Annotated in this window: 22 protein-coding genes; 12 read left to right on the top strand and 10 right to left on the bottom strand. The window is 66.9% G+C overall.

The features are described 5' to 3' along the window. Positions 1–109 precede the first annotated feature (109 nt). Positions 110–3358 (top strand): carbamoyl-phosphate synthase large subunit, encoded by a 3249-nt coding sequence (gene carB / locus DEQ92_RS11155; protein ID WP_115805131.1) that lies wholly within the window; start codon positions 110–112, stop codon positions 3356–3358. A 146-nt stretch (positions 3359–3504) separates the two neighbouring features. After that, positions 3505–4257, top strand: a complete 753-nt coding sequence (locus tag DEQ92_RS11150; protein ID WP_115805130.1) for an SDR family oxidoreductase — start codon at positions 3505–3507, stop codon at positions 4255–4257. 18 nt (positions 4258–4275) lie between these two features. On the opposite strand, the gene DEQ92_RS11145 is transcribed toward DEQ92_RS11150, so the two are convergent. Next, complete coding sequence (locus DEQ92_RS11145; RefSeq protein ID WP_004975382.1) at positions 4276–5097, bottom strand: NAD(+)/NADH kinase; 822 nt, start codon at positions 5095–5097, stop codon at positions 4276–4278. A 175-nt stretch (positions 5098–5272) separates the two neighbouring features. On the opposite strand from DEQ92_RS11145, the gene DEQ92_RS11140 reads away from it, so the two are divergent. Beyond that, positions 5273–6394, top strand: coding sequence for a KaiC domain-containing protein (locus DEQ92_RS11140; RefSeq protein WP_004975380.1), 1122 nt, complete (start codon positions 5273–5275; stop codon positions 6392–6394). A 95-nt stretch (positions 6395–6489) separates the two neighbouring features. Here DEQ92_RS11140 and DEQ92_RS11135 read toward each other — a convergent pair whose 3' ends face one another. Together DEQ92_RS11135 and DEQ92_RS11130 are read right to left on the bottom strand one after the other, a co-directional pair. Next, positions 6490–7341, bottom strand: coding sequence for a hypothetical protein (locus DEQ92_RS11135; RefSeq protein ID WP_115820774.1), 852 nt, complete (start codon positions 7339–7341; stop codon positions 6490–6492). 153 nt (positions 7342–7494) lie between these two features. Beyond that, positions 7495–8166: a nitroreductase family protein gene (locus DEQ92_RS11130; RefSeq protein WP_050459589.1), complete on the bottom strand. Its 672-nt coding sequence runs from the start codon at positions 8164–8166 to the stop codon at positions 7495–7497. Positions 8167–8341: 175 nt separating this feature from the next. Here DEQ92_RS11130 and DEQ92_RS11125 point away from each other — a divergent pair, with 175 nt between their 5' ends. Beyond that, a complete protein-coding gene (locus DEQ92_RS11125) occupies positions 8342–9880 on the top strand; it encodes an aspartate aminotransferase family protein (RefSeq protein WP_115805128.1) in 1539 nt (512 codons plus the stop codon). Positions 9881–9921: 41 nt separating this feature from the next. Here DEQ92_RS11125 and DEQ92_RS11120 read toward each other — a convergent pair whose 3' ends face one another. Continuing rightward, positions 9922–10365 carry a universal stress protein gene (locus DEQ92_RS11120; protein WP_004975376.1) on the bottom strand — a complete coding sequence of 148 codons (444 nt, stop codon included), beginning with the start codon at positions 10363–10365 and terminating at the stop codon, positions 9922–9924. 105 nt (positions 10366–10470) lie between these two features. Further along, the gene (locus tag DEQ92_RS11115) at positions 10471–12432 is read right to left on the bottom strand and encodes an ATP-binding protein (protein ID WP_004975374.1); all 1962 of its coding nucleotides are present in this window, start codon (positions 12430–12432) and stop codon (positions 10471–10473) included. 135 nt (positions 12433–12567) lie between these two features. On the opposite strand from DEQ92_RS11115, the gene DEQ92_RS11110 reads away from it, so the two are divergent. Next, positions 12568–12981, top strand: a complete 414-nt coding sequence (locus DEQ92_RS11110) for a hypothetical protein (RefSeq protein ID WP_049905088.1) — start codon at positions 12568–12570, stop codon at positions 12979–12981. 42 nt (positions 12982–13023) lie between these two features. On the opposite strand, the gene DEQ92_RS11105 is transcribed toward DEQ92_RS11110, so the two are convergent. Beyond that, the gene (locus tag DEQ92_RS11105; RefSeq protein WP_050459590.1) at positions 13024–14298 is read right to left on the bottom strand and encodes a DNA double-strand break repair nuclease NurA; all 1275 of its coding nucleotides are present in this window, start codon (positions 14296–14298) and stop codon (positions 13024–13026) included. Positions 14299–14448: 150 nt separating this feature from the next. Here DEQ92_RS11105 and DEQ92_RS11100 point away from each other — a divergent pair, with 150 nt between their 5' ends. After that, positions 14449–15108 (top strand): HAD family hydrolase, encoded by a 660-nt coding sequence (locus DEQ92_RS11100; RefSeq protein WP_004975368.1) that lies wholly within the window; start codon positions 14449–14451, stop codon positions 15106–15108. 23 nt (positions 15109–15131) lie between these two features. Here the strand turns inward: DEQ92_RS11100 and DEQ92_RS11095 are convergent, their stop codons facing one another. Together DEQ92_RS11095 and DEQ92_RS11090 are read right to left on the bottom strand one after the other, a co-directional pair. After that, positions 15132–15527 (bottom strand): hypothetical protein, encoded by a 396-nt coding sequence (locus DEQ92_RS11095; RefSeq protein ID WP_004975366.1) that lies wholly within the window; start codon positions 15525–15527, stop codon positions 15132–15134. A 71-nt stretch (positions 15528–15598) separates the two neighbouring features. After that, entirely contained in the window at positions 15599–16045 is a 447-nt protein-coding gene (locus DEQ92_RS11090; protein WP_004975365.1) for a DUF2240 family protein, read from the bottom strand. Positions 16046–16174: 129 nt separating this feature from the next. Here DEQ92_RS11090 and DEQ92_RS11085 point away from each other — a divergent pair, with 129 nt between their 5' ends. After that, entirely contained in the window at positions 16175–16552 is a 378-nt protein-coding gene (locus DEQ92_RS11085; RefSeq protein ID WP_004975364.1) for a 30S ribosomal protein S8e, read from the top strand. 153 nt (positions 16553–16705) lie between these two features. Here DEQ92_RS11085 and DEQ92_RS11080 read toward each other — a convergent pair whose 3' ends face one another. Continuing rightward, positions 16706–17707 (bottom strand): phosphate uptake regulator PhoU, encoded by a 1002-nt coding sequence (locus DEQ92_RS11080; protein ID WP_115820773.1) that lies wholly within the window; start codon positions 17705–17707, stop codon positions 16706–16708. A gap of 345 nt (positions 17708–18052) precedes the next feature. On the opposite strand from DEQ92_RS11080, the gene DEQ92_RS11075 reads away from it, so the two are divergent. From DEQ92_RS11075 to phoU, 5 genes are all read left to right on the top strand, one after another. After that, on the top strand, positions 18053–19093 hold the full coding sequence (locus DEQ92_RS11075; protein WP_004975361.1) for a PstS family phosphate ABC transporter substrate-binding protein: 1041 nt from the start codon (positions 18053–18055) through the stop codon (positions 19091–19093). A 63-nt stretch (positions 19094–19156) separates the two neighbouring features. Further along, positions 19157–20116: a phosphate ABC transporter permease subunit PstC gene (pstC, locus tag DEQ92_RS11070; protein WP_004975360.1), complete on the top strand. Its 960-nt coding sequence runs from the start codon at positions 19157–19159 to the stop codon at positions 20114–20116. Position 20117: 1 nt separating this feature from the next. Then, a complete protein-coding gene (pstA, locus tag DEQ92_RS11065; protein ID WP_004975359.1) occupies positions 20118–21746 on the top strand; it encodes a phosphate ABC transporter permease PstA in 1629 nt (542 codons plus the stop codon). Between the two features lie 51 nt (positions 21747–21797). Continuing rightward, positions 21798–22646: a phosphate ABC transporter ATP-binding protein PstB gene (gene pstB, locus DEQ92_RS11060; protein WP_004975356.1), complete on the top strand. Its 849-nt coding sequence runs from the start codon at positions 21798–21800 to the stop codon at positions 22644–22646. Positions 22647–22844: 198 nt separating this feature from the next. After that, positions 22845–23525: a phosphate signaling complex protein PhoU gene (gene phoU, locus DEQ92_RS11055; protein ID WP_004975354.1), complete on the top strand. Its 681-nt coding sequence runs from the start codon at positions 22845–22847 to the stop codon at positions 23523–23525. Positions 23526–23606: 81 nt separating this feature from the next. On the opposite strand, the gene DEQ92_RS11050 is transcribed toward phoU, so the two are convergent. Beyond that, the gene (locus DEQ92_RS11050) at positions 23607–25838 is read right to left on the bottom strand and encodes a CDC48 family AAA ATPase (protein ID WP_004975353.1); all 2232 of its coding nucleotides are present in this window, start codon (positions 25836–25838) and stop codon (positions 23607–23609) included. Positions 25839–25896 lie beyond the last annotated feature (58 nt).

The following is a 25896-nucleotide window of genomic DNA, read 5'->3' as shown; positions in this document are numbered from 1 at the left end:
CCCCGGCCGCGACAGCGGCGTTCGGCAACATTTTCGAAATTCGCAATCGAGTTTCGGACCTCGTAATTTTTCGCCGGACTTATTACGATGTGCGGATTGGATTCCGACGATGACTGACGAGGACACCTCGACCGGACCTCAGCAAGGTACAGAGGACCGGACGATTTTGCTCATCGGAAGCGGCCCAATCCAGATTGGACAGGCGGCGGAATTCGACTACTCCGGCGCGCAGGCCTGCCGCGCGCTCCGAGAGGAAGGCGCGCGAGTTGTCCTCGTCAACTCGAACCCCGCGACCATCATGACCGACCCCGAGATGGCCGACAAGGTCTACATCGAACCCATCACGACCGAGGCCATCTCCGAGATTATCGAACGCGAGCGCCCCGACGGCGTCATCGCCGGACTGGGCGGTCAGACCGGACTCAACGTCACGGCCGAACTCGCAGAGGAAGGCGTCTTAGAGGAGTTCGACGTGGACATCATGGGCACGCCGCTCGACACCATCTACGCGACGGAGGACCGCGACCTCTTCCGCCAGCGCATGGAGAAAATCGGTCAGCCCGTCCCGAAGTCGACGACCATCTCGCTGGAGGAAGACGAGGCGGTCGAGAACATCACCGAGGAGGCCCTCGAAGAGCGCGTGGAAGCCTCCGTCGACGCCGTCGGCGGCCTGCCGGTCATCTCGCGGACGACCTACACGCTCGGCGGCTCCGGCTCCGGCGTCGTCCACGAGATGGACGAACTCGTCTCCCGCGTCCGCAAGGGCCTCCGCCTCTCGCGCAACAGCGAGGTGCTCATCACGGAGTCCATCTCCGGGTGGGTCGAACTCGAATACGAGGTGATGCGCGACGCCGACGACTCGTGTATCATCATCTGCAACATGGAGAACATCGACCCGATGGGGATTCACACCGGCGAGTCCACGGTCGTCACGCCCTCGCAGGTCATCCCCGACGAGGGTCACCAGGAGATGCGCGACGCCGCGCTCGGCGTCATCCGCGAACTCGGTATCCAGGGCGGCTGTAACATCCAGTTCGCGTGGCACGACGACGGCACCCCCGGCGGCGAGTACCGCGTCGTCGAGGTGAACCCGCGCGTCTCGCGCTCCTCCGCGCTCGCCTCGAAGGCGACCGGCTACCCCATCGCCCGCGTCACGGCGAAGGTCGCCCTCGGCAAGCGCCTCCACGAGATTACCAACGAAATCACCGGCGAGACCACCGCCGCCTTCGAGCCCGCAATCGACTACGTGGTCACGAAGGTCCCGCGGTGGCCCAAGGACAAGTTCACCGACGTGGACTTCGAGCTCTCGACGGCCATGAAGTCCACCGGCGAGGCGATGTCCATCGGGCGCACCTTCGAGGAGTCGCTTCTGAAGGCGCTCCGCTCGTCCGAGTACGACCCCGCCGCCGACTGGGACGAGGTGTCCGACGAGGAACTCGAAGCCGAGTACCTCGAAACGCCGACCCCCGACCGCCCGTACGCCATCTTCGAGGCGTTCGAGCGCGGCTACACCACGGAGGACGTGGTCGAACTGACCGACATCCACGAGTGGTACGTCGAGCGCTTCGGCCGCGTCGTCGAGGCTGTCGAGGCCGCCTCCGAGGGCGACTTCGCCGCCGCCGCCTCCGCCGGCCACACCAACGCCAGCATCGCCGCGGCGACCGGCACGAGCGTCGGCGAGGTCGAACAGAACGTCCCCGGCCGCACCTACAAGCAGGTAGACACCTGCGCCGGCGAGTTCGCCGCGCAGACGCCGTACTACTACTCCGCGCGCAAACCGGAGTTCTTCCGCGGCCCCTTCGAGGGCGACTCGGCCGGTAACGAACTCCGCGTCGACCGCGACATGGAGAGCGTCGTCGTCGTCGGCGGCGGTCCCATCCGCATCGGGCAGGGAGTCGAGTTCGACTACTGCTCGGTCCACGCGGTGCAGGCGCTCCGCGACATGGGCATCGACGCGCACGTCGTCAACAACAACCCCGAGACGGTGTCGACGGACTACGACACCTCCGACGGCCTCTTCTTCGAGCCCATCACGGCAGAAGAGGTCGCCGACGTCATCGAGGCCATCGACGCCGACGGCGTCATGCTCCAGTTCGGCGGGCAGACCTCGGTCAACATCGGCCACCCGCTCGAATCCGAACTCGACCGCCGCGGCGTCGACTGCGAGATTCTCGGCACGACCATCGACGCGATGGACCTCGCCGAGGACCGCGACCGCTTCAACCGGCTGATGGACGACCTCGGTATCCTCCAGCCCGAAGGCGGCTCCGCGACCAGCGAAAAAGAGGCGCTCGACCTCGCCAACGACCTCGGTTACCCCGTGTTGGTCCGCCCGTCGTACGTCCTCGGCGGCCGCGCGATGGAAATCGTCCACTCCGACGCGGAGCTCAAGGAGTACATCGAGGAGGCAGTTCGCGTCTCCCCCGACAAGCCCATCCTCATCGACGAGTTCCTCGCCGACGGCGTCGAACTCGACGTCGACGCCGTCTCCGACGGCGAGAACGTCCTCATCGGCGGCGTGATGGAACACGTCGAGGCCGCCGGCGTCCACTCCGGCGACTCCGCCTGTATGATTCCGCCGCGCTCGCTCGACGACGAGACGATGGCCCGCGTCCGCGAGGTCACGGAGGACATCGCCAGCGCCCTCGACACGGTCGGCCTGATGAACGTCCAGCTCGCGGTCAAGCAGAACGAGGAGGGTGCGAACGACGTGTACGTCCTCGAAGCCAACCCGCGTTCCTCGCGCACCGTCCCGTTCGTCTCGAAGGCGACGGGCGTCCCGATCGCCAAGCTCGCGGCGAAGGTCATGGCCGGCAACTCGCTTGCCGACCTCGACGTGAGCGAGCAGATTCCCGAGCAGGTGTCGGTCAAGGAGGTCGTCCTCCCGTTCGACCGCCTGCCGGGTTCGGACCCGCGTCTCGGCCCGGAGATGAAGTCCACGGGCGAGGTCATGGGAACCGCGACCTCGTTCGGGAAGGCCTACGAGAAGGCCCAGTCGGCCGCTAACGACCCGATTCCGGCCGACGGAACCGTCTACGTCGACCTCGCGGACCCCGAGTTCCCCGACGCCGACAGCGAGGCCGGACAGGAACTGCTCGACGCCTTCGGCGAGTACTACGAGGTGCTCACGCCCGAGGACGTCGACGACTTCCTCACGATGCTCCGCGAGGACAACTTCGACTTCGTCGTCTCCCGCGACCGCGAGACGCTCATCGACTGCGTCGAAGAGGAGGTCAGCTACTTCTCGACGTACGCCTCCGCGAAGGCGGCCCTCGAAGCGCGCGGCGCGGCCGACGAGGACATCGACGTGCTCCCGGTCGGCGAGCGCCCGCGCGTCGTCGCCAACTGGGGTCAGTAACGAGCCGATAACGCACGCGAACCCCCGACTCGATTCCTCGATTTCTCACCGACTCGCCTCGTCTGTTCTCCCGGCCGGCGACCGCCGCCGCCCCGGACTTTTGACGCGTTCCCGAAGGTTATTGAGCCCCGCACCCATGCGCGGGTATGGCACGCAATCGCGGTCGCGTCCTCCTCGCCGGTGCGACGGGTCGGACGGGCCGACACGTCCTCGACGCGTTGGCGGACACGCCTCTCGTCGTCAGGGCGCTGACCCGCGACGCCGACGCCGAATCCGACCTCCGAGCGCGCGGTGCGGACGAGGTCGTCGTCGGCGACCTCCTCGACCCCGACGACGCCCGGCGGGCGGTCCTCGACGCCGACGCCGTCGTCTCCGCGGTCGGCGTCTCGGCGGGACTCGACGCAATTCGCGGCGACCTCGTCGACGGCGCGGGCGTCGAGAACCTCGTGGACGCCGCGACCGCCTCCGGCGCGCAGCGGTTCGTTCTCATGTCTTCTATCGGCGTCGGCGACTCGAAGGGCGGACTCCCGCTGTCGCTCCGCGCGATTCTCACCGCGTCGGGCGTCCTCTCGGCGAAGGAACGAAGCGAGACGCGGCTTCGAGACGCGCCGCTCGACCACACGATTATCAGGCCCGGCGCGCTCACCGACGCCCCCGCGACCGCCGACGTGGTCGTCGGCGAGGGCGGCGACTCGGTCTGCGGGAGCGTCCCGCGCGCTGACGTGGCGAACGTCCTCGCGCACTCGCTTTTCACCCGCGAGACCGAAAACCGGACGTTCGAGGTCGTCTCCCGACCCGGACTCCGCGGCCGGCCGGACAACGTGGTTGACATCGACTGGACGCCGCTCCCCCGCGCCGAGGCGTCGGGCGACGAGGGCGAACGAGAACTCGCGGAGTAGCCGACCGCGGCGGCGCGCTCAGTCGAGTTTTCCGAGCGCTTCGAAGAAGTCTGAGGTCGGACCGGCGAGTCGAACCGGCGAGTCGGACCGCTCGATACGTATCTCCGTCGGCGGCGACACCGTCCGCCGGGTCCGCCCGTCGCCGACGACGACCGCCGACGCCGCGTCGGTGACGCTGACGGTCACGGCCGCATCGAGCGGGACGACGAGCGGCGGCATCCCCTCGGCGGCGGCCATCTCGGTGACGACGAGTCCCTCGACGCCGGGGTGGACGAGCGGGCCGCCCTCGCTGAGGTTGTAGGCGGAGCTCCCCGCGGGCGTCGTGACGAGCACGCCGTCGGCGTGGCCGCCGGAGTACACGGAGCCGTTCACGCGGACTTCCAAGTCCGCGCCGCCGCCGTGACCCCGGCGCGGCCCGTGGACGACGACCTCGTTCATCGACGGGTCCATCTCCCAGCCGTCGCCGCTGGCGACGATGCGGGGGACCTCCCGAATCGACTGGCTCCCCTCGCGGAACGCGGCGACCTCGGCCAACACCTCGTCGATGGCGTCGTCGGGCGAGACCGCGTTCAGGAAGCCGACCTCGCCGAGGTTGACGCCGAGGATGGGGACGCCGTCGGCACCGCGGGCGGCGTAGAGAAACGTTCCGTCGCCGCCGATGCTCACCACGAGGTCGCAGTCGTCGAGCGACTCGACGGGGACGCCCTCGACGCCCAACTCCTCGGCGGTCGCCGCGTCGACGACCGCCTCGGCGTCGACCTCGGCGAGCGCCTCGCTCGCGTCCGCGGCGAGGTACGCGGCCCGGCTGTTGCCCTTCTGTGCGACGATGCCGACCTTCATGCCCCGCGGTTTGGCGTCCCCGGGCAAAAGCCCACCGTCACGTCGCCCGCCCCCGTCTCCTGCTCGACGCCGCGCGGTAGCTCCGCGCACGGGAAACGTTCATCACGACGCCTGCCTACCTTGAGGTGATGGCAGGCACGGACGCCGGCCGCGCTGTCGTTCGGTGGTGGCTCCCGTGAGTGACGACGACTGGTTCGAGCGGGCACTCCGCGAGCGCGACGACGGCGAGACCGACGCAGACGACGCGGACCCGGACGAAAGCGAGCAGCGCGACGACGGCGAGACCGACGGGTCTCCCGGGAGCGATGCGGTCGCGAACCCCGCGGACGAGCCGTCGGAAGACACCCCCGAGAACGGGACCGGCGGCGTCGGAGAGCCTCTGTCGTTCGAGGACGGCGACCCACTTGACGGCGATGACGCCCCCTTCGACGGTGACGACGACCCGTTTTCGACCGACTTCGCCACGGCGTTCGAGAACGCGCCGATGCCCGACGCGGGCGGCGGCCTCGGCGGCGAGCAGTCCGGCGACGAGTTCGGATTCGGCCCCGGTCCGGGGGAGTCGGAGCCGCCGTCGTTCGACGACGAGGAGCTCGATTCCGACATCGACCGCATCGACATCGGCATCGAGGGCCTCGACGACATGATTCTCGGCGGCGTCCCGGAGCGGTCGCTCATGGTCACAATCGGGAGCGCCGGGACCGGCAAGACGACGTTCGGCCTACAGTTCCTCCGGAAGGCGCTCGAAGACGGCGACAGCGGCGTCTACATCACGCTCGAAGAGAGCCGCGAGCGCATCCTCGACACCGCCGACGAGAAGGGGTGGGACTTTTCGAAACACGAGTCCGAGGGTCGACTGGCCGTCGTGGACCTCGACCCCGTGGAGATGGCGAACAGCCTGTCGAGCATCCGAAACGACCTCCCGCGGCTGGTCGAGGAGTTCGGTGCCGACCGGCTCGTCCTCGACTCCGTCTCGCTTTTGGAGATGATGTACGACCACCCCTCGAAGCGCCGCAGCGAGGTGTTCAACTTCACGCGGTCGCTGAAGGACGCGGGCGTGACGACGATGCTCACCTCCGAGGCGGACCAGTCCAACCCCTACGTCTCCAGACACGGTATCGTCGAGTACCTCTCTGACGCCGTGTTCGTTCTCCAGTACGTCCGAAACGACGACTTCCGCGAGACGCGGCTCGCAATCGAAATTCAGAAGATACGCGACGCCAACCACTCCCGCGAGACCAAGCCCTACGAACTCACGAACGAGGGTATCAGCGTCTACCAGCAGGCGAATATTTTCTAGAACCCGCCTCGTTGAGGTCGCCCAGCGAGCCTCGTTTCGAGCCGTGTCCCCGCTCACCAACTGGCTTTCCGCGAGCCTGCTCGCGGGGAACGCATTCAGGCTCTTCCTCCGACCTCTCCGACGCCCTCGCTCCCCGAGTTACTGGGGAGCGCGGTCACGTACGTGACAGCGAGCGCCGCGGCGACGAGCGCGGGAACCACGGTGAACGCGAGAGAGACGAACGAAACGGTGACAGCACCGCCGGTGGCGAGGAGGAACGTCCCGAGCGTGAGCGTCGGTGCGAGGACCGCACCGAACACGACGCCGACGCCGGCGAGGACGTACCCCCACGGACGACCCTGCCAGAGCCAGAGGCTGGACAGTCCGAGGGCGGGAACGACGATGCTGAGGTCGATGAAGTGAGACGCCATGGCCTGTGGGCCGACCTCCTCGACGAGACGCGGCGTCGTCCCCGCGAGGGTCGCCGGGACGAGTTCGGAGAGCCACAGGAACGCCAGTCCCGCTGCGACGAACAGCAAGAACCCGGCGTAGAGTCGTTTCGGGAGGTCGCCGACGAGCGTTTCGGCCACCTCGTCGGCGTCCGTCGTCACGACGCCGCCGACGAAAGTGAAAACCGAGAGACAAAACAGGGCGACGTACCCGAGGAAGAACTGGTTGAACGCGACTTGCAGGCCTATCGACGCCCACATGTAGGTCATGTAGGCGAGCGCGCCGAGCCAGACGAACCGGCCGCGGAGCGACCCCCGAACCGAAAACCAGAGGCCGATTGCCAAGGCGGGAACGCCGACCACGAGCATCGTCACGTCCTGTGCGAACAACTGCGGGCGGAACGCCGGGGCGTCGAGATAGTGTCCGGGCCGGAACAGTCCGAGGAGGGACGCGACGACCGACAGGACGCCGACGCCACTCGTCGCGACGACCTGCCAGCGTCGAATGCGGGTTCTCATCACCGAGTCACCAGAGACAGGTACGAGGGGAACCGAAATAGCCGAGGTTGTCGTTCCTCACGGACCGAGAATCGGCGCTCGTGAGGGACGCCTCGTCGGGGCGTGAACGGCGGGAAAATCGGGGGATTTCGGGGGTGTGGTGGAGCGTTCGAGTCAGTCGTCGGCGGGCGTCGCGGCGACCTCTCGCTCCGGCGCGAACTCCTCGAAGTGGACGACCTCGTCGACGGGGCGGCGGTACTTGCGTTCCGCCCGCAGCTCGTCGGCGTCGTCGGCGGGGATCCCCATCGTGAGAAGCATCACGGGCTCGTACCGCTCGCCGTCGATGTCGAACGCGTCGAGGACGGCGTCGGCGTCGAATCCGCCGATGGGGCAGGAGGCCACGCCCTCGTCCCACGCGGCGTACATGAGCGACATGGCGACCAGCGACGTCGAGCGGACGGTCCAGACGCGGCGCTCCTGTTCGGGGAGGTCCGCCATGCCGGCGATGTTTTCGAGGATGCCCTCGCGGACCTCCTCGCTCGGCAGGTAGCCCTTCTCCAGCATGTCGTCGGTGACGGTCTCGGCGTGGGCCTCGGGGTCCTTGTTACCGAGCACGATGACCGACGCGGCGGCACCGGTGACGTGTTCTTGGTCGTACGCCGCCTCACGGAGCGCCTGCTGTGTCTCGTCTTCGCGCAGCACGACGAACTCCCACGGCTGGAGGTTGTAGCTCGACGGTGCCTGCACCGCGTTCTCGAATATCGTTCGGAGGGTCTCGTCGTCGAGCGACTCGTCGGCGTAGTCGTGAACCGAGCGGCGAGTCGTTACGACCTCTGTGAATTCCATTGATGCCCGCCAAGGGCGGCACCGAAATAGGGCGTTGCAATCCGGTCGAACCGGCCGATTCCGGTGTGTTCGCAGTACTCGTTTCACTGGTTTCACCAGGTTACCCTCGTGTTACTGGTACCGGCGAACCGACACAACGAGATACGGCTATCGTGTATGGCTGCGTTTGTCTAGCATGGCTGCCGCAGCAGACGCCCACCCATCCGACTTCGACCCCGACGAGTTTCGCGACCTCGGCTATCGGACGGTCGACATCATCGCGGAGTACTTCGAACACGTAGACGAACTGCCGGTCTTTCCGGGCAAACCGCAATCGGTGGTCGAGTCGATGTTCGACGAACCGCTGCCAGAAACAGGACAACCTCCACACGAGATTCTGGACGCGTGGCCGGAGCGAATTCTTCCGAACTCGACGCACGTGGGCTCGCCGCGGTACTTCGGGTACGTCATGGGCTCCGGGACGACGATGGGCGTCCTCGCGGACGCGCTCGCCGCCTCGGTCAACGTGAACGCCGGCGGATGGAAACCGGCACCGGCGGCGACCGAAATCGAACGGCGGACTATCGAGTGGGTCGCCGAGATGATCGGCTACCCCACCGACTGCGGTGGGATGTTCACGAGCGGAGGAACGATGGCGAATCTGACGGGGATTCTCACCGGCCTCCGTTCGACGGCGGGATACGATACGAAATCTCGCGGCCTCCAAGCGGACGACCGGCCGGGCCGGTTCACGATATACATGTCCGACCACGAAGGACATTCGTCTATCTACCGAGTCGCAGAAATCCTCGGCCTCGGCGCGGACGCGGTTCGACTCGTTCCGAGTCACGACGATTTCACGATGGATGTCGACGCCCTCGTCGAGCGACTCGACCGTGACGAAGCCGACGGCGACGTGCCGTTCTGCGTCGTCGCGCAGGTCGGGTCGATTAACGTCGGAGCAATCGACCCACTCGAGGCGATTGCGACGGTCTGTGCGGCGCGCGATATCTGGTTCCACGCCGACGGTGCGTGCGGGGCTGTCGGTGCGATTCTCCCGGAGAAGCGCCCGCAGTACGCCGGATTGGACCGCGCGGACTCCGTCACGCTGGACCCACACAAGTGGCTGTCCATCCCCTACGAATGCGGCTGTATCCTCGTGCGTGACCCGTCGGCGATGGAACAGTCGTTCGCGATGCACGCCTCCTACCTGGAGGGAACAGAGCGAACGCCCTACGAGGGACTGGATTACTACGAACTCGGCCCGCAGATGTCGCGGGGCTTCCGGGCGCTGAAGGTGTGGATGAGTGTGAAACACCTCGGTGTCGAAGGATACCGAACGCTTCTCTCACAGACTGTTCAGTGTACGGCGCACCTCGACGCCCGCGTCCGCGACGCCGACGACTTCGTGGCACTCCACGAACCGAACCTGTACCTGTACTCGTTCCAGTACGCTCCGCCGGACCTCCAGACGGCCGCCGCGGCGGATGCAAACGTCCGCGAGGCAGTCGACGAGTACCTCGACGCGCTCAATCAGCGAATCGCAGACGAAATCCAACTCAGCGACGTCGCGTTCGTCATGACGACGTCGATACACGACAGAACGGTCCTTCGATTGTCCATCTGTAGCCACCGAACCACGACCGACGATATCGACCGCACGTTCGAGACGCTTCGCGATATCGGCGAACGAGAGGACGCGACACTCCGAGAGACCTTCGGGATTGCGAGGTAGTCCGTCTCCGACGAGCCTTCCGTTCTCGAATCCCTCCGAACCTATCTGACGATCGTCACCGGCACCGGCGACCGCCGGAGGACCTCCTCGGCGACGCTTCCGAGCAGGATGCGCGAGACGCCGGTTCGGCCGTGGCTCCCCATCACGACGTGGTCGTAGCCGGCGTCGTCGTCACCGTCGCCGTCCAGCACCTCGACGATGACTTTCTGCGGGCTGCCGACCTCGATGCGGTCGGTGACCGACCTGTCGGTGTCGACGAGCCCCACCTCGGCTTTCACCTCGGCGAACGTCTCTCTCGACTTTCGTTTCTCCGCTTGAAACCACTCTTCGGAGCCGCTGAGCGCCCGCTCTCGATAGTCGGCGTCGGCGGGGTTGATGACGTTCAAAAGCGTGAGTTCCGCGTCGGGCCACTCCGTGGCGGCGAAGCGGACCGCGGCGACTGACTGCGGCGACCCGTCGGTCGGAACGAGCACGTGTTCGGCCATGTCGCGGCCTACTCGGTCGCGGGCTAAAAATCCGCCCGGCGGGCGCGGGCCGGGACAGCCGCGACCCGGTCGCCTGCGACGGGCGGCGCGGCGCGTTCCGGGTGCTCAGTCGCCGTGTCGCGTCACGCAGGTCGAAAGCCCCGTCAGCTCGACGGGCTCGGAGTTGTCGGGCGAGTAGACGACCATCTGCCCTTTCTCCATGTACGGCACTTTGTCTTCGAGGTTCGGCGGGATGTTGACGCTCTTGATGGCGTCTTCGTCGCCGAGGTTGAGCACGACCTTCGTGTTCACCTGCTTGAACACCGGGTCGGCGATGTCCTGCGGGTCCTGCGTGATGAGGAACAGGCCGAGTCGCTCCTTTCGGCCCTGCTTGGCCGCCTCGGTGAACTTCTGGATGACCTTCCGCGCCTGTACGGTGTCGGCGTCGGTGAGGAAGTTGTGCGCCTCGTCCATCCCGAGGACGACCGGCGTCTCCTTGATGCGGTCGCTCGACGGGTCGTTCGAGAGCTTGTCGTCGATGAGCAGCGCCGAGACCGCGAGGACGAACAGCTCCTTCGCCCGACTCGACGAGAGGTGGTAGGTCGGCACGACCGTCAGCCCGCCGGGCCGGACGAGCTGGTGGTCGAGTTCGGTTATCGGCCGGGCATCTTGGTCGAAGACGCCGCTCGGCACGCCGCGAACTCGGCGCTTCACCGCGTCGAAGGTCGCCTCGTGGACCCGGCCCGACTCGTGGAGTTCCTCTTTCAGCGCCGGGTCGTCGAGGAACGTCAGGAACTCCTGATACGTCCCCGAATCGCCGTAGTTCCGGAAGAAGCGGTTCAGGAGTTCGGTGAGCGCCGGGTACTGGTTGTCGTTGAGGCTGCTGCCGGCGACGAGCCACGGGAGGTCCCGCGCCATCGAGAAGGGGATGGTGAACTCCAACTGCTCGGCGCGGTGGTTCGCGCCGGGGTACGACGACCCGGCCATCTTGGGGACGAGCGCGACGGTGTCGTCGTGGCCGCCGTGGGCGACGCCCTCGCGCTCGTAGCGCCGGGCCGTCTCGTCGTCCATGTCGGGGTTGTCGTCGTGCATCTGGGCGTACTCGTCCTGCGGGTCGAACTGGACGACCGCGGTCTGGACCTCGCGGCCGTCGTCCATCTCGTAGCTCCGTTCCGCCGAGAGGTACTGCCGCAGGATGTTCTTCGAGGCGTGGGTCTTCCCCGACCCGGTGCCGCCGGCGACGAGCGTGTGGCGGAACACGAGCGGGTCGCCGTCGGTGTAGTCGTCGTTCAGGCGGTAGTCGATGGTCGGCGGTCGGGCCGCGGTTCGGACCTTCTCGCCGCCGACCGAGAGGTGGCCGAGGAAGACGCCCTCCTCGGGAATCTTCAGGCCGGTCTTGATCTGCGTCGCGTCGGTGGCCTCACCGACCGTCGCCTGCGGTTTCGGCACGCGGTCGACCATCCGCCGTTTGAGGTCGCCGCGGTCGGAAAAGAGGACGGCGATGGGTTCGAGTTCCGCCATGAACTTGAAATCGCGCTCCTCGAACTCGTCGGCGGGGCGGCGCATCGCCCGGCGGGCGTGAATCTCGGTCGCGTCGTCGGCCTGGAACTCCTGGGCGTACTCCAAGCCGACGATGCGACAGAACAGCAGTTCGTCGTCGGGATAGGGGACGACGAGGTACTTTCCGAGGCGAACGCGCTCGCGGTTGCCCGCGGTCACGAACGCCCGGAGCGCCGTCCGCTCGGGGTCCTCCGACACGCGCAGGCCCTGCGAGACCGCAATCGCGCCGACGCCACGCTCGTCGCCGACGGGGTCGGCGTCGTAGTCGTCGAACTGCAGGTCGTCCGCCTCGTCGGTCACGCCGCCCGTGTCAGTCGAGCCGGCGTCGTCGCGCTCGCCGGAGTCGGTTTCGACGCCATCGCCGTCGGCGGCGCTCGCGGCGGCCGCAGTTTCGGCTCCCGCGGCGGCCTCGGAACGCTCCGAGCGCCCGTTTCCGGCGGCGTCAGCGGCCGGCCCGTCTCGGTCCGCGTCGGACGAGTCGTCGGGGTCGTCGCCGGCGAAGTCGCTGAAGTCCCCCAAATCGGTCATGTTCCAACGCTTGCGGGCGGCGAGTAAAAAGCCACGCGTCGGCGACGGCGCGCGGTTCCTCTGTCGAACGGTCCCGTATGACGCGCTCTCGGGGCGTCGCGTACGACTTTTCCGTGTCGCGCACCTAGCCCGGCTATGTTATTGGTCCGCGGTCACGGCGGCGGCACGGCACTCACCGGTACGATATTCGAACGGGGGGAGCAAGCGCCGACCTACCGCGGCGCGCCGGACGAGGACGCGCCCTACGTCTGGGTCTGCGACGAGTTCTACGAGGTCGAAAGCGGCGGGTCGGAGACCGAAATCGACGGCCGGACGATTCGGGTCGCCTTCGACACGCCGCTTCCCCGCGGCTTCGACACCCGCGAGCAGGCGCTGTCGGCGGCGAAAGAACACGTCAGGACGCAGTTCGCGCGGGTCGGCGTCTCCGCCGCCGACGTGCGAGTGGAGGTCGTCCGGCCCGAAGAGGAGGGAACCCCGGAGGACGAACAGCCGGACGCGGCGGACCGCTCCGCCGACGAAGGCTCTCCCGAGGGCGACGCGTCGCTCTGAGGGCGGTCGGTCGCCGGGGCGCGCGCTTCGGGCGCGCCACTCTCACTCGTCGGCGTCGACCCAGCGGATGTTGTCGTAGCTCTTCATCTGGTCCGAGTCGAGTTTCTCCGAGAGCTTTCGTCTGAGCGCGGCCTTCTCGCCGACGCTCACCCGCGCGAGTTCGTCGGCCTTCTCGACCGCCAGCGGCGGCCCGCGCGTGGCGGCCACGTCGCGGACGACGTGGTGCATCAGGTCGGCGCGGCGGTCCGGGTCCTTCGTGAACGCGTAGGGCGCTTCGACCCGGTAGCAGACGTCGGTTCGGGGGTCGTACAGCACGAAGAACGTCACCGTGTACGCCTCGGGGTCGAGCTTCCGCTCGATGCCGAACGCCTCGCCCTCGGCGCTCAGTTGTCGGTCCGACCCGCCGCGCGAGACGAACCAGCTCGTGAACGTGAGCTCCTCGGTGCGGCGCTCGTCGCCGTCGGGGCCCTCCCGGCGTTCGAGCAGGTTGACGAAGAAGGCGGCGTCGTCGACCCACGGTCGCCTGCCGGCGTCGTTCCCGTCGAGCTGTTTTCTGACCGTGCGGACGACGTGTTTCGCGCCGGGGTTCTTCACGAAGCCGGCGAGCGGCACGTCCCGCTCGACGAACCGCTCGACGAGTCGGATGTAGTTCTCGACGACCGCCTTCGGCTTCGCGTCGCGCGCGAGGTCCTTCAGCTCGGCGTCGCGGTCGCGCCAGTTCAGGAGTTCCTTCGGGTACACCGGCCCGTCGAGGATGAGCAGGTCGGAGACGGCGTCGGCGTGTTCGAGCGCGTGGGCGCTCTCGGCGAGGTAGAGCGCGAGCGCGTGGACGACGCCCTCGGCGTAGCGGTTGACCCGCGGGACGCTCAGGACGCGCCGGCGGCCGTAGCCCTCGTCGGACCGGAGCCACTCGTCGGTGTCGAAAAACTGGACCGGGTCGTGGGTGTGGGCCGCCATGACGATAGAGCGGTGTCGGTGGAGGTCGAGGTCCGACGGCTCGGCGGCCATCGCGGCGTGGGCCACGTCGAGGACGAGCCCGTTTTTGAACGTCGTCGGGTTGATGGTCCCCGAGTCGAGGCCGTGGACGGTCGGAAACGGCGACTCGGTGAGCGCCACGTCGTCGATGGCGGCGGCGTGGAGGCGCTGTTCCCCGAGCGGTTCGACGATGGGAAGTCCCCCGTCGGGCGATTCGAGGGGGTCGAGCCACGATTCCCAGACCGTCCGCGCGAGGTCGTCGTAGTCGGCGTCGTCGACCGAGTCGGCGATGGAACTCGCCATGGACGCGATGTCGTCCACGTGGACGGGGTCGAGGGTCATATCTCGGCGTCGTCGCCGACGGGTATAGTGGTTGTCGTCGCCGGTGAGGGGTCGTTCGGACTGGCCGGCGGCGAGCCGCCGCGCGACGGGTCGCCCCCTCGACAGGTCCCGGCACGCTCATATCGCTCCGTTGCCAACGCTTCGCCGAGAATGTCTGTCAGCGCGGTCGGGTTCGACCTCGACTACACACTCGCGGTCCCGACGCGGGACCGCGAGACGATTCTCTCGGAGGCGGCGGCGGCGGCGGGCGCGCCCCCGCTGACCCGAGAGGCGTATCTCCGGGCACATCAGGAGAACCTCACGCGCGAGACCCGCGCGCCCATCTTCGAGACCCTCCTCGACGAGCACGACTCCACCGTCGACCCGGAGCACGTCGCAACGGCGTACAGAGAACGAATCACCGACGCGGTCGTCCCCGTCGAGGGCGTCGAGGCGATGCTCGCCGGCCTGCGGACGACCTACCGCGTCGGCCTCCTCACCAACGGGCCGGTCGTGGCCCAAGAGGCGAAAATCGATAAACTCGGCTGGCGCGACCACTTCGACACGGCGCTCGTGACGGGCGCGCTCCCCGCCGGAAAGCCGGACCGGCGGGCGTTCGATGCCCTGCTCGACGAGCTCGGGACCGAGCCCGAAGAGACCGTCTACGTCGGCGACAGCGTCCACCACGACATCGCCGGCGCGCACGACGCAGGGCTGCTCCCGGTGCAGGTGCTCGGCGAAGGCTGTGACGACCCCGACCCGCGGGCGGTCGCGCACATCCACCACGACGACCTGCCGACGGCGCTTCCGGAACTCGTCGCGGACCTCTGAGTCGGTCGCGCGGCGGGCGGGTTTTACTCGTCTCGGTCCTCGGCTTCGAGCGCCGCGACCAGCGCGCGGAACGCCGGGAGCGTCCACTTCACCTGCGCGCCGTCCTCGACGAACACGAGCGTCCGCGGCGGTCGGACCGCCTTCGGGCGGACGCGAAGCCCCTCCTCGGAGGCGGCCTCGGCGGTCACGTCGGGGTGGGCGAGGAACTCGACGCGGGCGCGGTCGGGCTGGACGTACACCTCGGCGACGCGCTCGTCGCCGGCGGCGACCGCGTAGGCGAGCGCGCCGTCGTCGGTCGGTTCCACGTCGGGGTCGGCGTCGACGACGGAGAGAACGGAAAAGGCGTCTTCGTGGCCCGTTACCTCCGAGGCGAGCAGTTGAGCGATGCGTGTCCCGTCGGAGAGCGAATCGACGACCATGCCGGGCGTTCGCGCCCGGACGGTTTCGGGGTGTCGCTTCGCTGGCGGGCGCGAGCCGGCGTGCGAACGGCCTACTCGGCCAGCGACCGCTTGGCTTTCTCGGCCGCGTCGTCCACGTTCACCTCGTTCGCGCGTGCGAAGAGGACCGCGGCGGCCTCGGCGGTGACGCCGAGGCGGGACTGTCGCTCGTTGATGCCGGCGACGGCGGCCTGTTTTTCGATGCCGGCGGCGACGCAGGCGTCGAGAATCTGCTCGAACGCCGACTGCTCGCGGAGGACGGAGGCGTCGGGTTCGAACTCCTCGGGTATCCGTACCTCGGCGGGGTCGAACGTCGCGACGACCTCGCCGTCGTCGCGCTCGACGAGGCCGCGGCCCGCGGCGAGGTCGATGAGGCGCTTCGCCTGGTCCGGGGAGAACCAGTCGCGGTCGAGCGACAGGGCGACGACGAACTCGCCCTCGCCGAGGCGGGTCGAGCCGTGTTGCCGGAAGGGGACGGCGACGGTGACGTCGAGACTCATCGGTTCGACGGCGGGCGCGGGCGAACTAAACGGTTTGCGTTGCCATCGCGCCCGAGAGACGTGGTGTCACCCGTCTCCGCCGAGCACCGATTCGAGCGATTCAAGTAGTCACCGAGGTTTTTACCCCGTATGAAGGACCAAGGACGCTCCAAGCGGAAGCGGACCGGCGGTCGGCGCAAGCCGTCCCGAAACAAGAAGCGCTACCAGCTGGGCCGCGAACCCGCCGCCACGACGGTCGGCGAGCCCCGGTTCCAGATCATCGACTCCCGCGGTAACAACGAGAAGGTCCGCGCCCTCTCGACGAACGTCGCGCAGGTCGCCGACGGCTCCGACGTGACGCAGGCAGACATCGAAGGCGTCATCGACAACCCGTCGAACGTCAACTACGCCCGCCGGAACATCATCACGAAGGGCTCCATCATCGACACGAGCGCCGGCCGCGCCCGCGTCACCTCCCGCCCCGGTCAGGACGGGCAGGTCAACGCCGTCGTCGTCGACGAAGAGTAAGTCTCTCTCCCCGCGTCGTCGTTTCGGCGCGGCTCGACTGTTTTACCCCGTGAGCCCCGCGGCCGTCGCTCGCGGGCGTGGTTCGGTCGAAGTCGAATCCGGAACAAGAAGTGAGCGACAAAAGCGGCGTCGCGGCTGGTCGCTCGTGGTCGGTCAGGGCGTCGGCGCGGCCTTCTGGAGCGCCGTCTCGGCGATGTTGCCGCCGTAGTCGGCGCTCCGGGAGACGGAGTCGACGATGAGACCGAGCAGTTGCGCCCGGGCCGGGTCGAGGCCGCGGAGGTGTTCGTCGATGCCGCGGGCGCTCGCGTCGATGGCCTGGACGGCCTCGCGGGACTCGTTGGCGAGGCGGCTCGCCTCGTCACTCTCGTCGGCGAACAGCGCGTCCATACCGCCGTTGACGACGGCCTTCGCCTCCTCGAACAGCTCCTGAATCGCCTCGACGATTTCGCCGTCGACGGGCTCTTCGAAGTTCAAAGAGAGGTGGGCGATTTTGGTCGCGTGGTCGCCGATGCGCTCCAGTTGCCGGGCGGCGGACTGGTAGTCGAAGCAGATCTCGCGGGGCAGGCCGAGTTCTTCCGCGGCCTTCGGAGTCCGGAGCGTCGCCCGGAAGATTCGGGAGACGACCATCCAGAGGCGGTCGACGTCGTCGTCGCGCTGGATGACGTCGCGGGCCATGTCGTCGTCCTGCTCGGCGATGGCCGCGATGGCGTCTTCGAGCATCGAAAGCGAGATGAGCCGCATCCGGGTGACCGCGTTGTGGATGGAGAGCTCCGAGGAGTCGAGCAGGTCGCGGATGACGACCCGGTCGCGCGTCTCTTCGAGCACTTCGAGGCCGACGAGGCTCTGGGTCGCCTCGCGGATGGTCCGGCGCTGGTCGGTCGTGATGCGCGAACTCTCCAGCGCGATGATGTCGAACCCGCTCACGTACATCGTCATGACGGCGCGGGTGAGTTCGTCCCCTTCGAGGGTCGCGATGTCGAGGGTGCCCTCGGTGCGTTCTTCCTCCGAGCGAGGGGTCAAGAACAGCGAGTCCCCCTCCGGGTAGAACTCGACTTCGCTCCCCGCCGAGACGCCGTTGTCCGTCGCCCAATCTTTGGGAATCGAGACGGTGTAGGTGGAACCGCCCGTCACCTGCACCTTTCGGGTTTCGACCATGTCCGTGGGTGGTTCTCAATACACAATAAAACTGTCTATCTCTATATATCGAAGTCGTATTTTATGTGATGAGCGCTACCGAACGTGATTCGTGCCGATTCGGGCTCGAAACACTGCCCACTCAGTAGTTGTTTTGCGCCGCGCCCGTCGGCCCGTGCCCCCGCGTTTTCTGACACGTCGGCGAAAGTTCGCGCACGAGACGGTCGCGAATGGAACAATCGGCTGCTTTCGCCGATTTCGCCCCGTTCTTGTCACACGTTATCAACCGTTGTGGATATACCGGAACATATCTCTATATAGTTGTCATAGCAGGGTATTTACGCCAAAATCGGCTCGTCAAAATCGATGACGCGTAACTCGGACAGTGGTCTTTCGCGGCGTAAGTTCCTGATTGCCTCGGGCGCGGCCGGTCTCGCTGGACTCGCCGGGTGTACGGAGAACAACACCGACGGTGAGGGCGGCTCCGGCGGCGACTCCGAGGGTGGGGACTCGTCAGGCGACGGGAGCAACGAGCTCTCGGGAACCATCGACATCGCCGGCTCCTCGACGGTGTTCCCGCTCGCGACCGCGATGGGCGAGCGCTTCCAGACCGAGCACTCCGAGGTCAATATCAACCTCCAGTCCACCGGCTCCGGTGGCGGCTTCGCGAACTACTTCTGTACGGGTCAGACCGACTTCAACAACGCCTCGCGCCCCATCAAGGGCGAAGAAGAGACGCAGTGTGAGGACAACGACGTGACCCCCGTCGAACTCAAAGTCGCCACCGACGCGCTGACGGTCATCGTCAACAACGACAACGACTTCATCGGCGAGGGCCTCACCGTCGAGCAACTCCAGACCATCTTCTCGGCCGAGTCGACTCCGACGACGTGGTCGGACGTCAACTCCGAGTGGCCCGACGAGGAGATTCAGATCTACGGCCCCACCGACGCCTCCGGCACGTACGACTACTTCATCGAGGCCATCATCGGCGAGGAAGGGCCGGGGCACCGCCAGGACTACTCGGCAACCGAACAGGACCGCACCATCATCCAGGGCGTCCAGGGCTCCGAGTACGCCATCGGCTACATGGGCTTCGCGTACTACAGCGAGAGCACCGACGCCGTGCAGGCCGTCCCCATCGAGAACGACGCCGGCGAGTTCGTCGAGCCGTCGCTCGACACGGCGCTGTCCGGCGAGTACAACCCGCTTTCCCGCCCGCTGTTCACCTACCCCGCCCGCGAGTCGCTCGCGGAGGAACACGTCGCGGAGTTCGCCCGCTACTGGATGGAGAACTCCACCAGCCGCGAAATCGTCGCCGACGAGGTCGGCTACGTCCCGCTCGGCGACGACGAGCAACAGGAGATGCTCGACACGCTCAACGCGGCCATCGAGGAAGCCAACTAGCCGCTTCCCCGACAGAATCAGCTAACGAAGCGCTTTTTCATATACCACGATTCAATCCAACCAATGAGCACAGATGACCTCGAAACCGACCTCACGCGGAACACGGAGAATTCTCCGCGTGAGCTACTGACGCGGTCGTTCTTCTTCCTGTGCGCGGCGTTGTCCGTCGTGACGACCCTCAGTATCGTCGGGCTCCTCATCACGGAGGCGTCCAAGTTCTTCACGCTGACAGCCCCGCTGATGGGAGTAGCGGGAGAGACGGCGTCTATCGTCGACTTCCTCACCGGAACCACCTGGCAGATACACAGCCAAGAGTTCGGCGTGCTGGCGCTCGTGTCGGCGACCCTGATGGTCACCATCGGGTCGGCCGTCATCGCGCTCCCGCTCGGCGTCGCCACCGCCATCTACCTCAGCGAGTACGCGAGCGCACAGGCGCGCTCGATTCTCAAACCCGCGCTGGAGATCCTCGCCGGCGTCCCGACCGTCGTCTACGGCTTCTTCGCGCTCATCTACATCACGCCGGCGCTGGAAGTCGTCTTCCCCGGCATCGGGACGTTCAACATGCTCTCTGCGAGCATCGTCGTCGGCATCATGATCATCCCGATGGTCGCCTCCATCAGCGAGGACGCGATGTCCGCCGTCCCCGACGAACTCCGACAGGCGGGCTACGGCATGGGCGCGACGAAGTTCGACGTCTCGACCGGCATCGTCGTCCCCGCCGCGCTCTCCGGTATCTTCTCTTCGTTCATCCTCGCGCTCTCGCGCGCCATCGGCGAGACGATGGCCGTCACCGTCGCCGCGGGCGCGCAGGCGAAGTTCCTCAACCCGCTCAACCCCGCGTCGTACCTCGAAGGCGCGCTGCCCATGACCGCCGCGATGGTCCAGCTTCTCACCGGTGACATCACCGGCGGTGGCCTGGCCTACCGCAGCCTGTTCGCCATCGGCCTCGTGCTCTTCGTCATCACACTCATCATGAACGTCATCAGCGACTACGTCTCGCGACGCTACCGGGAGGCGTACTGAGATGTCGACCGACACCGAATCGAGTTACGCAGACGGGTTCGGACAGGTCAGTCGGACCGCCGGAACCGTCTTCCGGTACCTGCTTTTGGGCGCGACGATGTTCGGCATCGTCACGCTCGCCGTCCTCCTCGTCTACGTCGCCAACGACGCGATTCGCCCGCTCACCGCCGACCTCGGCTGGCATCTCACCTTCTTCCTGACGCTCGTCGTCCCCACGGCGGTCGTCGGCGGCTATCTCGCCCGCCGGAACGTCCCGGCGCTCAAGCTCGGCGGGATGGTCATCGGGATGCTCGGGGTGTTCCTGCTGTTCAGTGGCGGCGTCGCCATCGTCTTCGTCGACATCGTCCCGCCGCTGACCGGCCTGTCGTACGTCGTCGGCCTCCTCGTTCCGGCGGCGCTCACGGTCGTCCTGACCAAGTACGAACAGCAGATTCCCTTTACCCTCCGCGTCGCCGCGACCGGTGCCGCGTTTATTCTCTCGCTCGTCGGCGTGCCGGGGTACTTCCACAGCATCCCCGAAATCGTCCGTCAACTCCCCGTGGTCCCCGCCGACTGGATGATTCTGACGCTCGTCCTTGGCGGCGTGGCCGCGGTCGTCGTCGGTCAGTACGTCGCCCGCATCCGTGAGGACACCACCGCGGGCCTCGCCGCGGGCGCGTCCGCGCTCGTCCTGACCGGTCTCGCGGCCGTCGTCGGTCCGACGCTCGGCGTCGACGCCAACGCCGCCGCCGTCGTCACGTCGGTCGCGTTCGTCCCGACGCTGGCCTACGCCGGCGGCGCGGCGGTCACCCGCGAACAGGAGCGAATCGGCCTCCTGTTGGCCGCGGTCGTCATCGGTGGGTCGCTCGTCGGCGCGGTCGCGGTCGACGCGCTCGGCTTCGCCGGCCCGCAGTCGTGGGTCGACTGGCAGTTCCTCACGAGCGCCCACAGCGGGACCGCGGAGAACGCCGGCCTCTACCCGGCCATCGGCGGCTCCATCCTGCTGATGGCGACGGTCGCCGCCCTCTCGTTCCCGCTCGGCGTCGGCGCGGCGGTGTACCTCGAGGAGTACGCCCCGGACAACGCCTTCACCCGATTCATCGACGTGAACATCTCGAACCTCGCCGGCGTCCCCTCGGTCGTCTACGGCCTGCTCGGACTCGGCGTGTTCGTCACCTACCTCGGCCAGCCGACGGGGACGGTCCTCATCGGCGGCGCGACGCTCGCGCTCCTCATCCTGCCCATCGTCATCATCTCCTCGCGCGAGGCGATTCGGGCGGTTCCCAGCGACATGCGGCAGGCGTCCTACGGCATGGGCGCGACGCGCTGGCAGACGGTGAAGAACGTCGTCCTCCCGGAGGCGTTCCCCGGCATCCTGACCGGGACCATCCTCGCGCTCGGCCGGGCTATCGGCGAGACCGCGCCGCTCATCATGATCGGCGCGCCGAACGTGCTTTTCAGCCTGCCGACGGAGCTCACTTCGAAGGTGAGCGCCATGCCCCTGCAGGTGTACGCGTGGTCCAGCCTGTTCGCCAGCGAGGACTTCTACACGAAGGCCGTCCCGGCGGGCGTCGTCGTCCTCCTGGCGGTCCTCCTCGCCATGAACTCCATCGCCATCGTCCTGCGCAACAAGTTCGAAAGTGAAAACTGAACACCACCAATGAGCCAAAGAGACAAAGCACCCGAGGGAGAACAGCAAGCCATGAACGGAACAGAGGACCCGACGAACGACGAGATGCTCGTCGAAACCGACGTGAGCGACGGGCTCTCTGCGTCGGAGAGTTCGGTGGGGCGGGACGCCGAGACCGTCATCAGCTCGGATAACATCAACGTCTGGTACGGCGACGACCACGCGCTCACCGACATCTCGATGGACATCCCCGAAAACAGCGTGACCGCCATGATCGGTCCCTCCGGCTGCGGGAAGTCCACGTTCCTCCGCTGTATCAACCGCATGAACGACCTCATCGACGTCGCCCGCGTCGAGGGGGGACTCACGCTCCGCGGCAAGAACGTCTACGACGACGACGTCGACCCCGTCGCGCTCCGCCGCCGCGTCGGCATGGTGTTCCAGAAGCCGAACCCGTTCCCGAAGAGCATCTACGAGAACGTCGTCTACGGCCTGAAGATTCAGGGCATCGACGCCGACTACGACGAGGTCGTCGAGGAGTCGCTCAAGCGCGCCGCCCTCTGGGACGAGGTGAAAGACCGCCTCCACGAGTCCGGTCTCGACCTCTCTGGCGGTCAACAACAGCGCCTCTGTATCGCCCGCGCCATCGCCACCGACCCCGAGGTGCTGCTCATGGACGAGCCCGCCTCGGCGCTCGACCCCGTGGCGACCTCGCAAATCGAAGACCTCGTCGAGGAACTCGCCGAGGACTACACCGTCGTCATCGTCACCCACAACATGCAACAGGCGGCGCGTATCTCCGACAAGACCGCCGTCTTCCTCACCGGCGGCGAACTCGTCGAGTTCAACGACACCCAGAAGATCTTCGAGAACCCCGAGAGCCAGCGCGTCGAAGACTACATCACCGGCAAGTTCGGATAACCCGCTCTCGCTCGCGCGGTTCGCGGCTCGTTTTGTGCCACGCTCGGTCCGCATCGCCGACCCGACGCCCGCGTTTCGGCGTCGCGTATCGGACACGGTCGTTCGGGGCGTATCGGACACGGTCGTTCGGGACGTATCGGCGGCTCAGTCACCGAAACCATCACAAGGAATTTCACTTCGCCTGTCGGAACGTCACGTATGGCCAGAAACACGTACCAATCTCGCCTCAATCAGCTCGAAGAGGACGTGTTGTATCTCAGCGAACTCGTCTCGGAGCGAGTTCGGTACGCCCTCGACGCGCTCGAAGATAAAGACGAGCGGAAGGCCCAGGAGGTCATCGAGGGCGACCACGAAATCAACCGCATCTACCTCGACTTGGAGCAGGACTGCATCGACCTGCTCGCGCTCCAACAGCCCGTCGCGGGCGACCTGCGATTCATCGCGGCGTCGTTCAAGATCATCACCGACCTCGAACGTATCGGCGACCTCGCGACCAACCTCGCGCAGTACGCCATCGACGCCGAAAACGACGTCTACACCGAAGTCGACATCCGCCGCATCGGCGACGCCGCGCTCGACATGGTCGACCAGGCGATGGACGCCTACGAGACCGAAGACACCGACCTCTGTCGGTCCGTGGCGGAGCGCGACGACAGCCTCGACACGATGTGTGACAACGCGTCGCAGAGCATCGTCCGCGACCTCATGAGCGGCGACGACTTCGAGGGCGACGGCGACCTCGAACCCGAGACCGCCCTCGTCGACGTGCGCCGCCTCCTGCTTACGGTGCGCGACCTCGAACGCATCGGTGACCACGCCGTCAACGTGGCGGCGCGGACGCTCTACATGATAGACAACGACGACTCGCTGCTGTTCTGAGCGCGCGCCACACACCGACGCGTCGCTTCTTTTTCGGGAGATAAGAAGAAAAACCAGACAAGCGACCGCCGACCGTCCGGCTTACTGGAAGCCGATGCGGCCGCCGTCGCGGGTGTCGGGCGACAGGCCCTCGCGGGAACCGCCCTTGAACTGGTCTTGGATGTCCTCGTAGTAGCGCATCAGTTCCTCGGTGATGGTCGGCCGGACCGACTCCATCGCCTTGCGGAAGTGGCGCATCTCGATTTCCTCGGCGTCGGAGTCCTCGCGGAGCGCCTCGATGGCCGCCTCGCGGCAGATGGATTCGAGGTCGGAGCCGACGTAGCCGTCGGTTATCTCCGCGATTTCGCGGAGGCTCACGTCGGGCGCGAGCGGGCTCCGCTGCGTGTGGATGTCGAGAATCTGCTCGCGGCCCTCCTCTGCGGGCTGGCCGATGAGCACGAGGCGGTCGAACCGACCCGAGCGGATGAGCGCGGGGTCGATCATGTCCGGGCGGTTCGTCGCCGCGATGACCATGACGTTACCCGCGTCTTCGAGGCCGTCTAACTCCGTCAGGAGCTGGTTGACGACGCGCTCGGAGACGTTGTTGCCCATGTCGTTGCCGCGGGCGGGGGCGAGCGCGTCCAGCTCGTCGAAGAAGATGATGGTCGGCGAGACCTGTCGCGCCTTGCGGAACGTCTGCCGAATCGCCTTCTCCGACTCGCCGACCCACTTCGAGAGCAGCTGCGGACCGCGCACCGAGATGAAGTTCGCGTTCGTCTCGTTGGCGACGGCCTTCGCTATCAGGGTCTTCCCCGTGCCGGGCGGCCCGTAGAGGAGCACGCCCTTCGGGGCCTCGATGCCCATCCGCTCGAACTTCTCGGGCGTCGTCAGCGGCCACTCGACGCTCTCTTGGACCTTCTGTTTGGGCCCTTCGAGACCGCCGACGTCCTCCCACGTCACCTTCGGAATCTCGACGAGCACCTCGCGCATCGCCGAGGGCTCGACCTCGCCGAGCGCGCCGCCGAAGTCGTCGTTCTTGACGACCATGCGGTCGATGAGGCTCGGCGGGATGTCCTCCCTGTCGAGGTCGATTTCGGGGAGGTAGCGCCGAAGCGCCTTCATCGCGGCTTCCTTCGTCAGCGCCTCGATGTCGGCACCGACGAAGCCGTGGGTGTCGTCGGCGAGGTCGTCGAGGTCGACGTCGTCCGAAAGCGGCATGCCGCGGGTGTGAATCTGGAGGATTTCCTTGCGGCCCTCCTCGTCCGGCACGCCGATTTCGATTTCGCGGTCGAAGCGACCGGGGCGGCGGAGCGCGGGGTCGACCGAGTCGACGCGGTTCGTCGCCGCGATGACGATGACCTGTCCGCGGGCTTCGAGCCCGTCCATCATCGTCAGCAACTGGGCGACGACCCGGCGTTCGACCTCGCCGGTCACGTCCTCGCGCTTGGGCGCGATGGAGTCGAGCTCGTCGATGAAGATGATGCTCGGCGACTCCTCTTTGGCGTCCTCGAATATCTCGCGGAGCTGCTGTTCTGACTCGCCGTAGTACTTCGAGATGATCTCCGGCCCTGCGATAGAGAAGAAACTCGCCGAAGTCTCGTTGGCGACCGCGCGGGCGAGAAGCGTCTTCCCGGTGCCCGGCGGGCCGTGGAGCAACACCCCCTGCGGGGGCTCGATGCCCAGCTTCTTGAATATCTGGGGGTGCTTCATCGGCAGTTCGACCATCTCGCGGACGCGCTGAATCTCGTTGGTCAGCCCGCCGATGTCTTCGTAGGTGATGCCGCCGCCGGCCTTCTCGAAGCCCGAGATGGGCTCCTCGCGGAGTTCGACGTCGGTGTCCTCGGTGACGAGGACGACGCCGTCGGGCTTCGTCTCGACGGCGATGAGCGGAATCGCCTGTCCGGGCGACCGCATGAACGGGTGGTTCGTACTCGACATCACCGGGACGATGTCGCGTTCGACCACGGGCCGCTTGAGAATCTGCCGTTTGACCATGCCGGCCGCGTCGGACCCGAACTGGACGCTCGCCTCTTCGGGCGGCGCCAACACGAGTTTGTCGGCCTTCGTTGCCTCTGCCTTGCGGATGGTGACCCGCTCTCCGATGCCCACGTCGGCGTTCTGCCGAGTGAACCCGTCGATGCGGACCGTATCCGTGTTCCAGTCCTGCCGGTCTGCCCGCCACACCTTCGCGGCGGTCGTTTTTCCTCCCTCTATCTCGATGATGTCTCCCGGCGAGAGCTTGAGATGGAGCAAGGTGTCCGGATCAAGACGGGCGATACCGCGCCCCGAGTCGTTCGGGTACGCTTTCGCCACTTCGAGTTGGACTTCGTTCATGATTACCTCGCGGGGATGCTGATACCTGTGAGAGGCCATCGGATAAGTCCTTCCCCGG

It is taken from the genome of Haloferax sp. Atlit-6N (assembly GCF_003383195.1).
Lineage (GTDB): Archaea > Halobacteriota > Halobacteria > Halobacteriales > Haloferacaceae > Haloferax > Haloferax gibbonsii.
The sequence above is the reverse complement of the archived record's forward strand: the minus strand, read 5'-3'. Positions and strand labels throughout refer to the sequence as shown.

Bases quoted from the DNA above. Each gene is read 5' to 3' on its own strand.
- carB (WP_115805131.1), top strand. From the start codon at position 110: ATGACTGACGAGGACACCTCGACCGGACCTCAGCAAGGTACAGAGGAC.
- DEQ92_RS11150 (WP_115805130.1), top strand. From the start codon at position 3,505: ATGGCACGCAATCGCGGTCGCGTCCTCCTCGCCGGTGCGACGGGTCGG.
- DEQ92_RS11145 (WP_004975382.1), bottom strand. From the start codon at position 5,097: ATGAAGGTCGGCATCGTCGCACAGAAGGGCAACAGCCGGGCCGCGTAC.
- DEQ92_RS11135 (WP_115820774.1), bottom strand. From the start codon at position 7,341: ATGAGAACCCGCATTCGACGCTGGCAGGTCGTCGCGACGAGTGGCGTC.
- DEQ92_RS11130 (WP_050459589.1), bottom strand. From the start codon at position 8,166: ATGGAATTCACAGAGGTCGTAACGACTCGCCGCTCGGTTCACGACTAC.
- DEQ92_RS11125 (WP_115805128.1), top strand. From the start codon at position 8,342: ATGGCTGCCGCAGCAGACGCCCACCCATCCGACTTCGACCCCGACGAG.
- DEQ92_RS11120 (WP_004975376.1), bottom strand. From the start codon at position 10,365: ATGGCCGAACACGTGCTCGTTCCGACCGACGGGTCGCCGCAGTCAGTC.
- DEQ92_RS11115 (WP_004975374.1), bottom strand. From the start codon at position 12,432: ATGACCGATTTGGGGGACTTCAGCGACTTCGCCGGCGACGACCCCGAC.
- DEQ92_RS11110 (WP_049905088.1), top strand. From the start codon at position 12,568: ATGTTATTGGTCCGCGGTCACGGCGGCGGCACGGCACTCACCGGTACG.
- DEQ92_RS11105 (WP_050459590.1), bottom strand. From the start codon at position 14,298: ATGACCCTCGACCCCGTCCACGTGGACGACATCGCGTCCATGGCGAGT.
- DEQ92_RS11100 (WP_004975368.1), top strand. From the start codon at position 14,449: ATGTCTGTCAGCGCGGTCGGGTTCGACCTCGACTACACACTCGCGGTC.
- DEQ92_RS11095 (WP_004975366.1), bottom strand. From the start codon at position 15,527: ATGGTCGTCGATTCGCTCTCCGACGGGACACGCATCGCTCAACTGCTC.
- DEQ92_RS11090 (WP_004975365.1), bottom strand. From the start codon at position 16,045: ATGAGTCTCGACGTCACCGTCGCCGTCCCCTTCCGGCAACACGGCTCG.
- DEQ92_RS11085 (WP_004975364.1), top strand. From the start codon at position 16,175: ATGAAGGACCAAGGACGCTCCAAGCGGAAGCGGACCGGCGGTCGGCGC.
- DEQ92_RS11080 (WP_115820773.1), bottom strand. From the start codon at position 17,707: ATGGTCGAAACCCGAAAGGTGCAGGTGACGGGCGGTTCCACCTACACC.
- DEQ92_RS11075 (WP_004975361.1), top strand. From the start codon at position 18,053: ATGACGCGTAACTCGGACAGTGGTCTTTCGCGGCGTAAGTTCCTGATT.
- pstC (WP_004975360.1), top strand. From the start codon at position 19,157: ATGAGCACAGATGACCTCGAAACCGACCTCACGCGGAACACGGAGAAT.
- pstA (WP_004975359.1), top strand. From the start codon at position 20,118: ATGTCGACCGACACCGAATCGAGTTACGCAGACGGGTTCGGACAGGTC.
- pstB (WP_004975356.1), top strand. From the start codon at position 21,798: ATGAACGGAACAGAGGACCCGACGAACGACGAGATGCTCGTCGAAACC.
- phoU (WP_004975354.1), top strand. From the start codon at position 22,845: ATGGCCAGAAACACGTACCAATCTCGCCTCAATCAGCTCGAAGAGGAC.
- DEQ92_RS11050 (WP_004975353.1), bottom strand. From the start codon at position 25,838: ATGAACGAAGTCCAACTCGAAGTGGCGAAAGCGTACCCGAACGACTCG.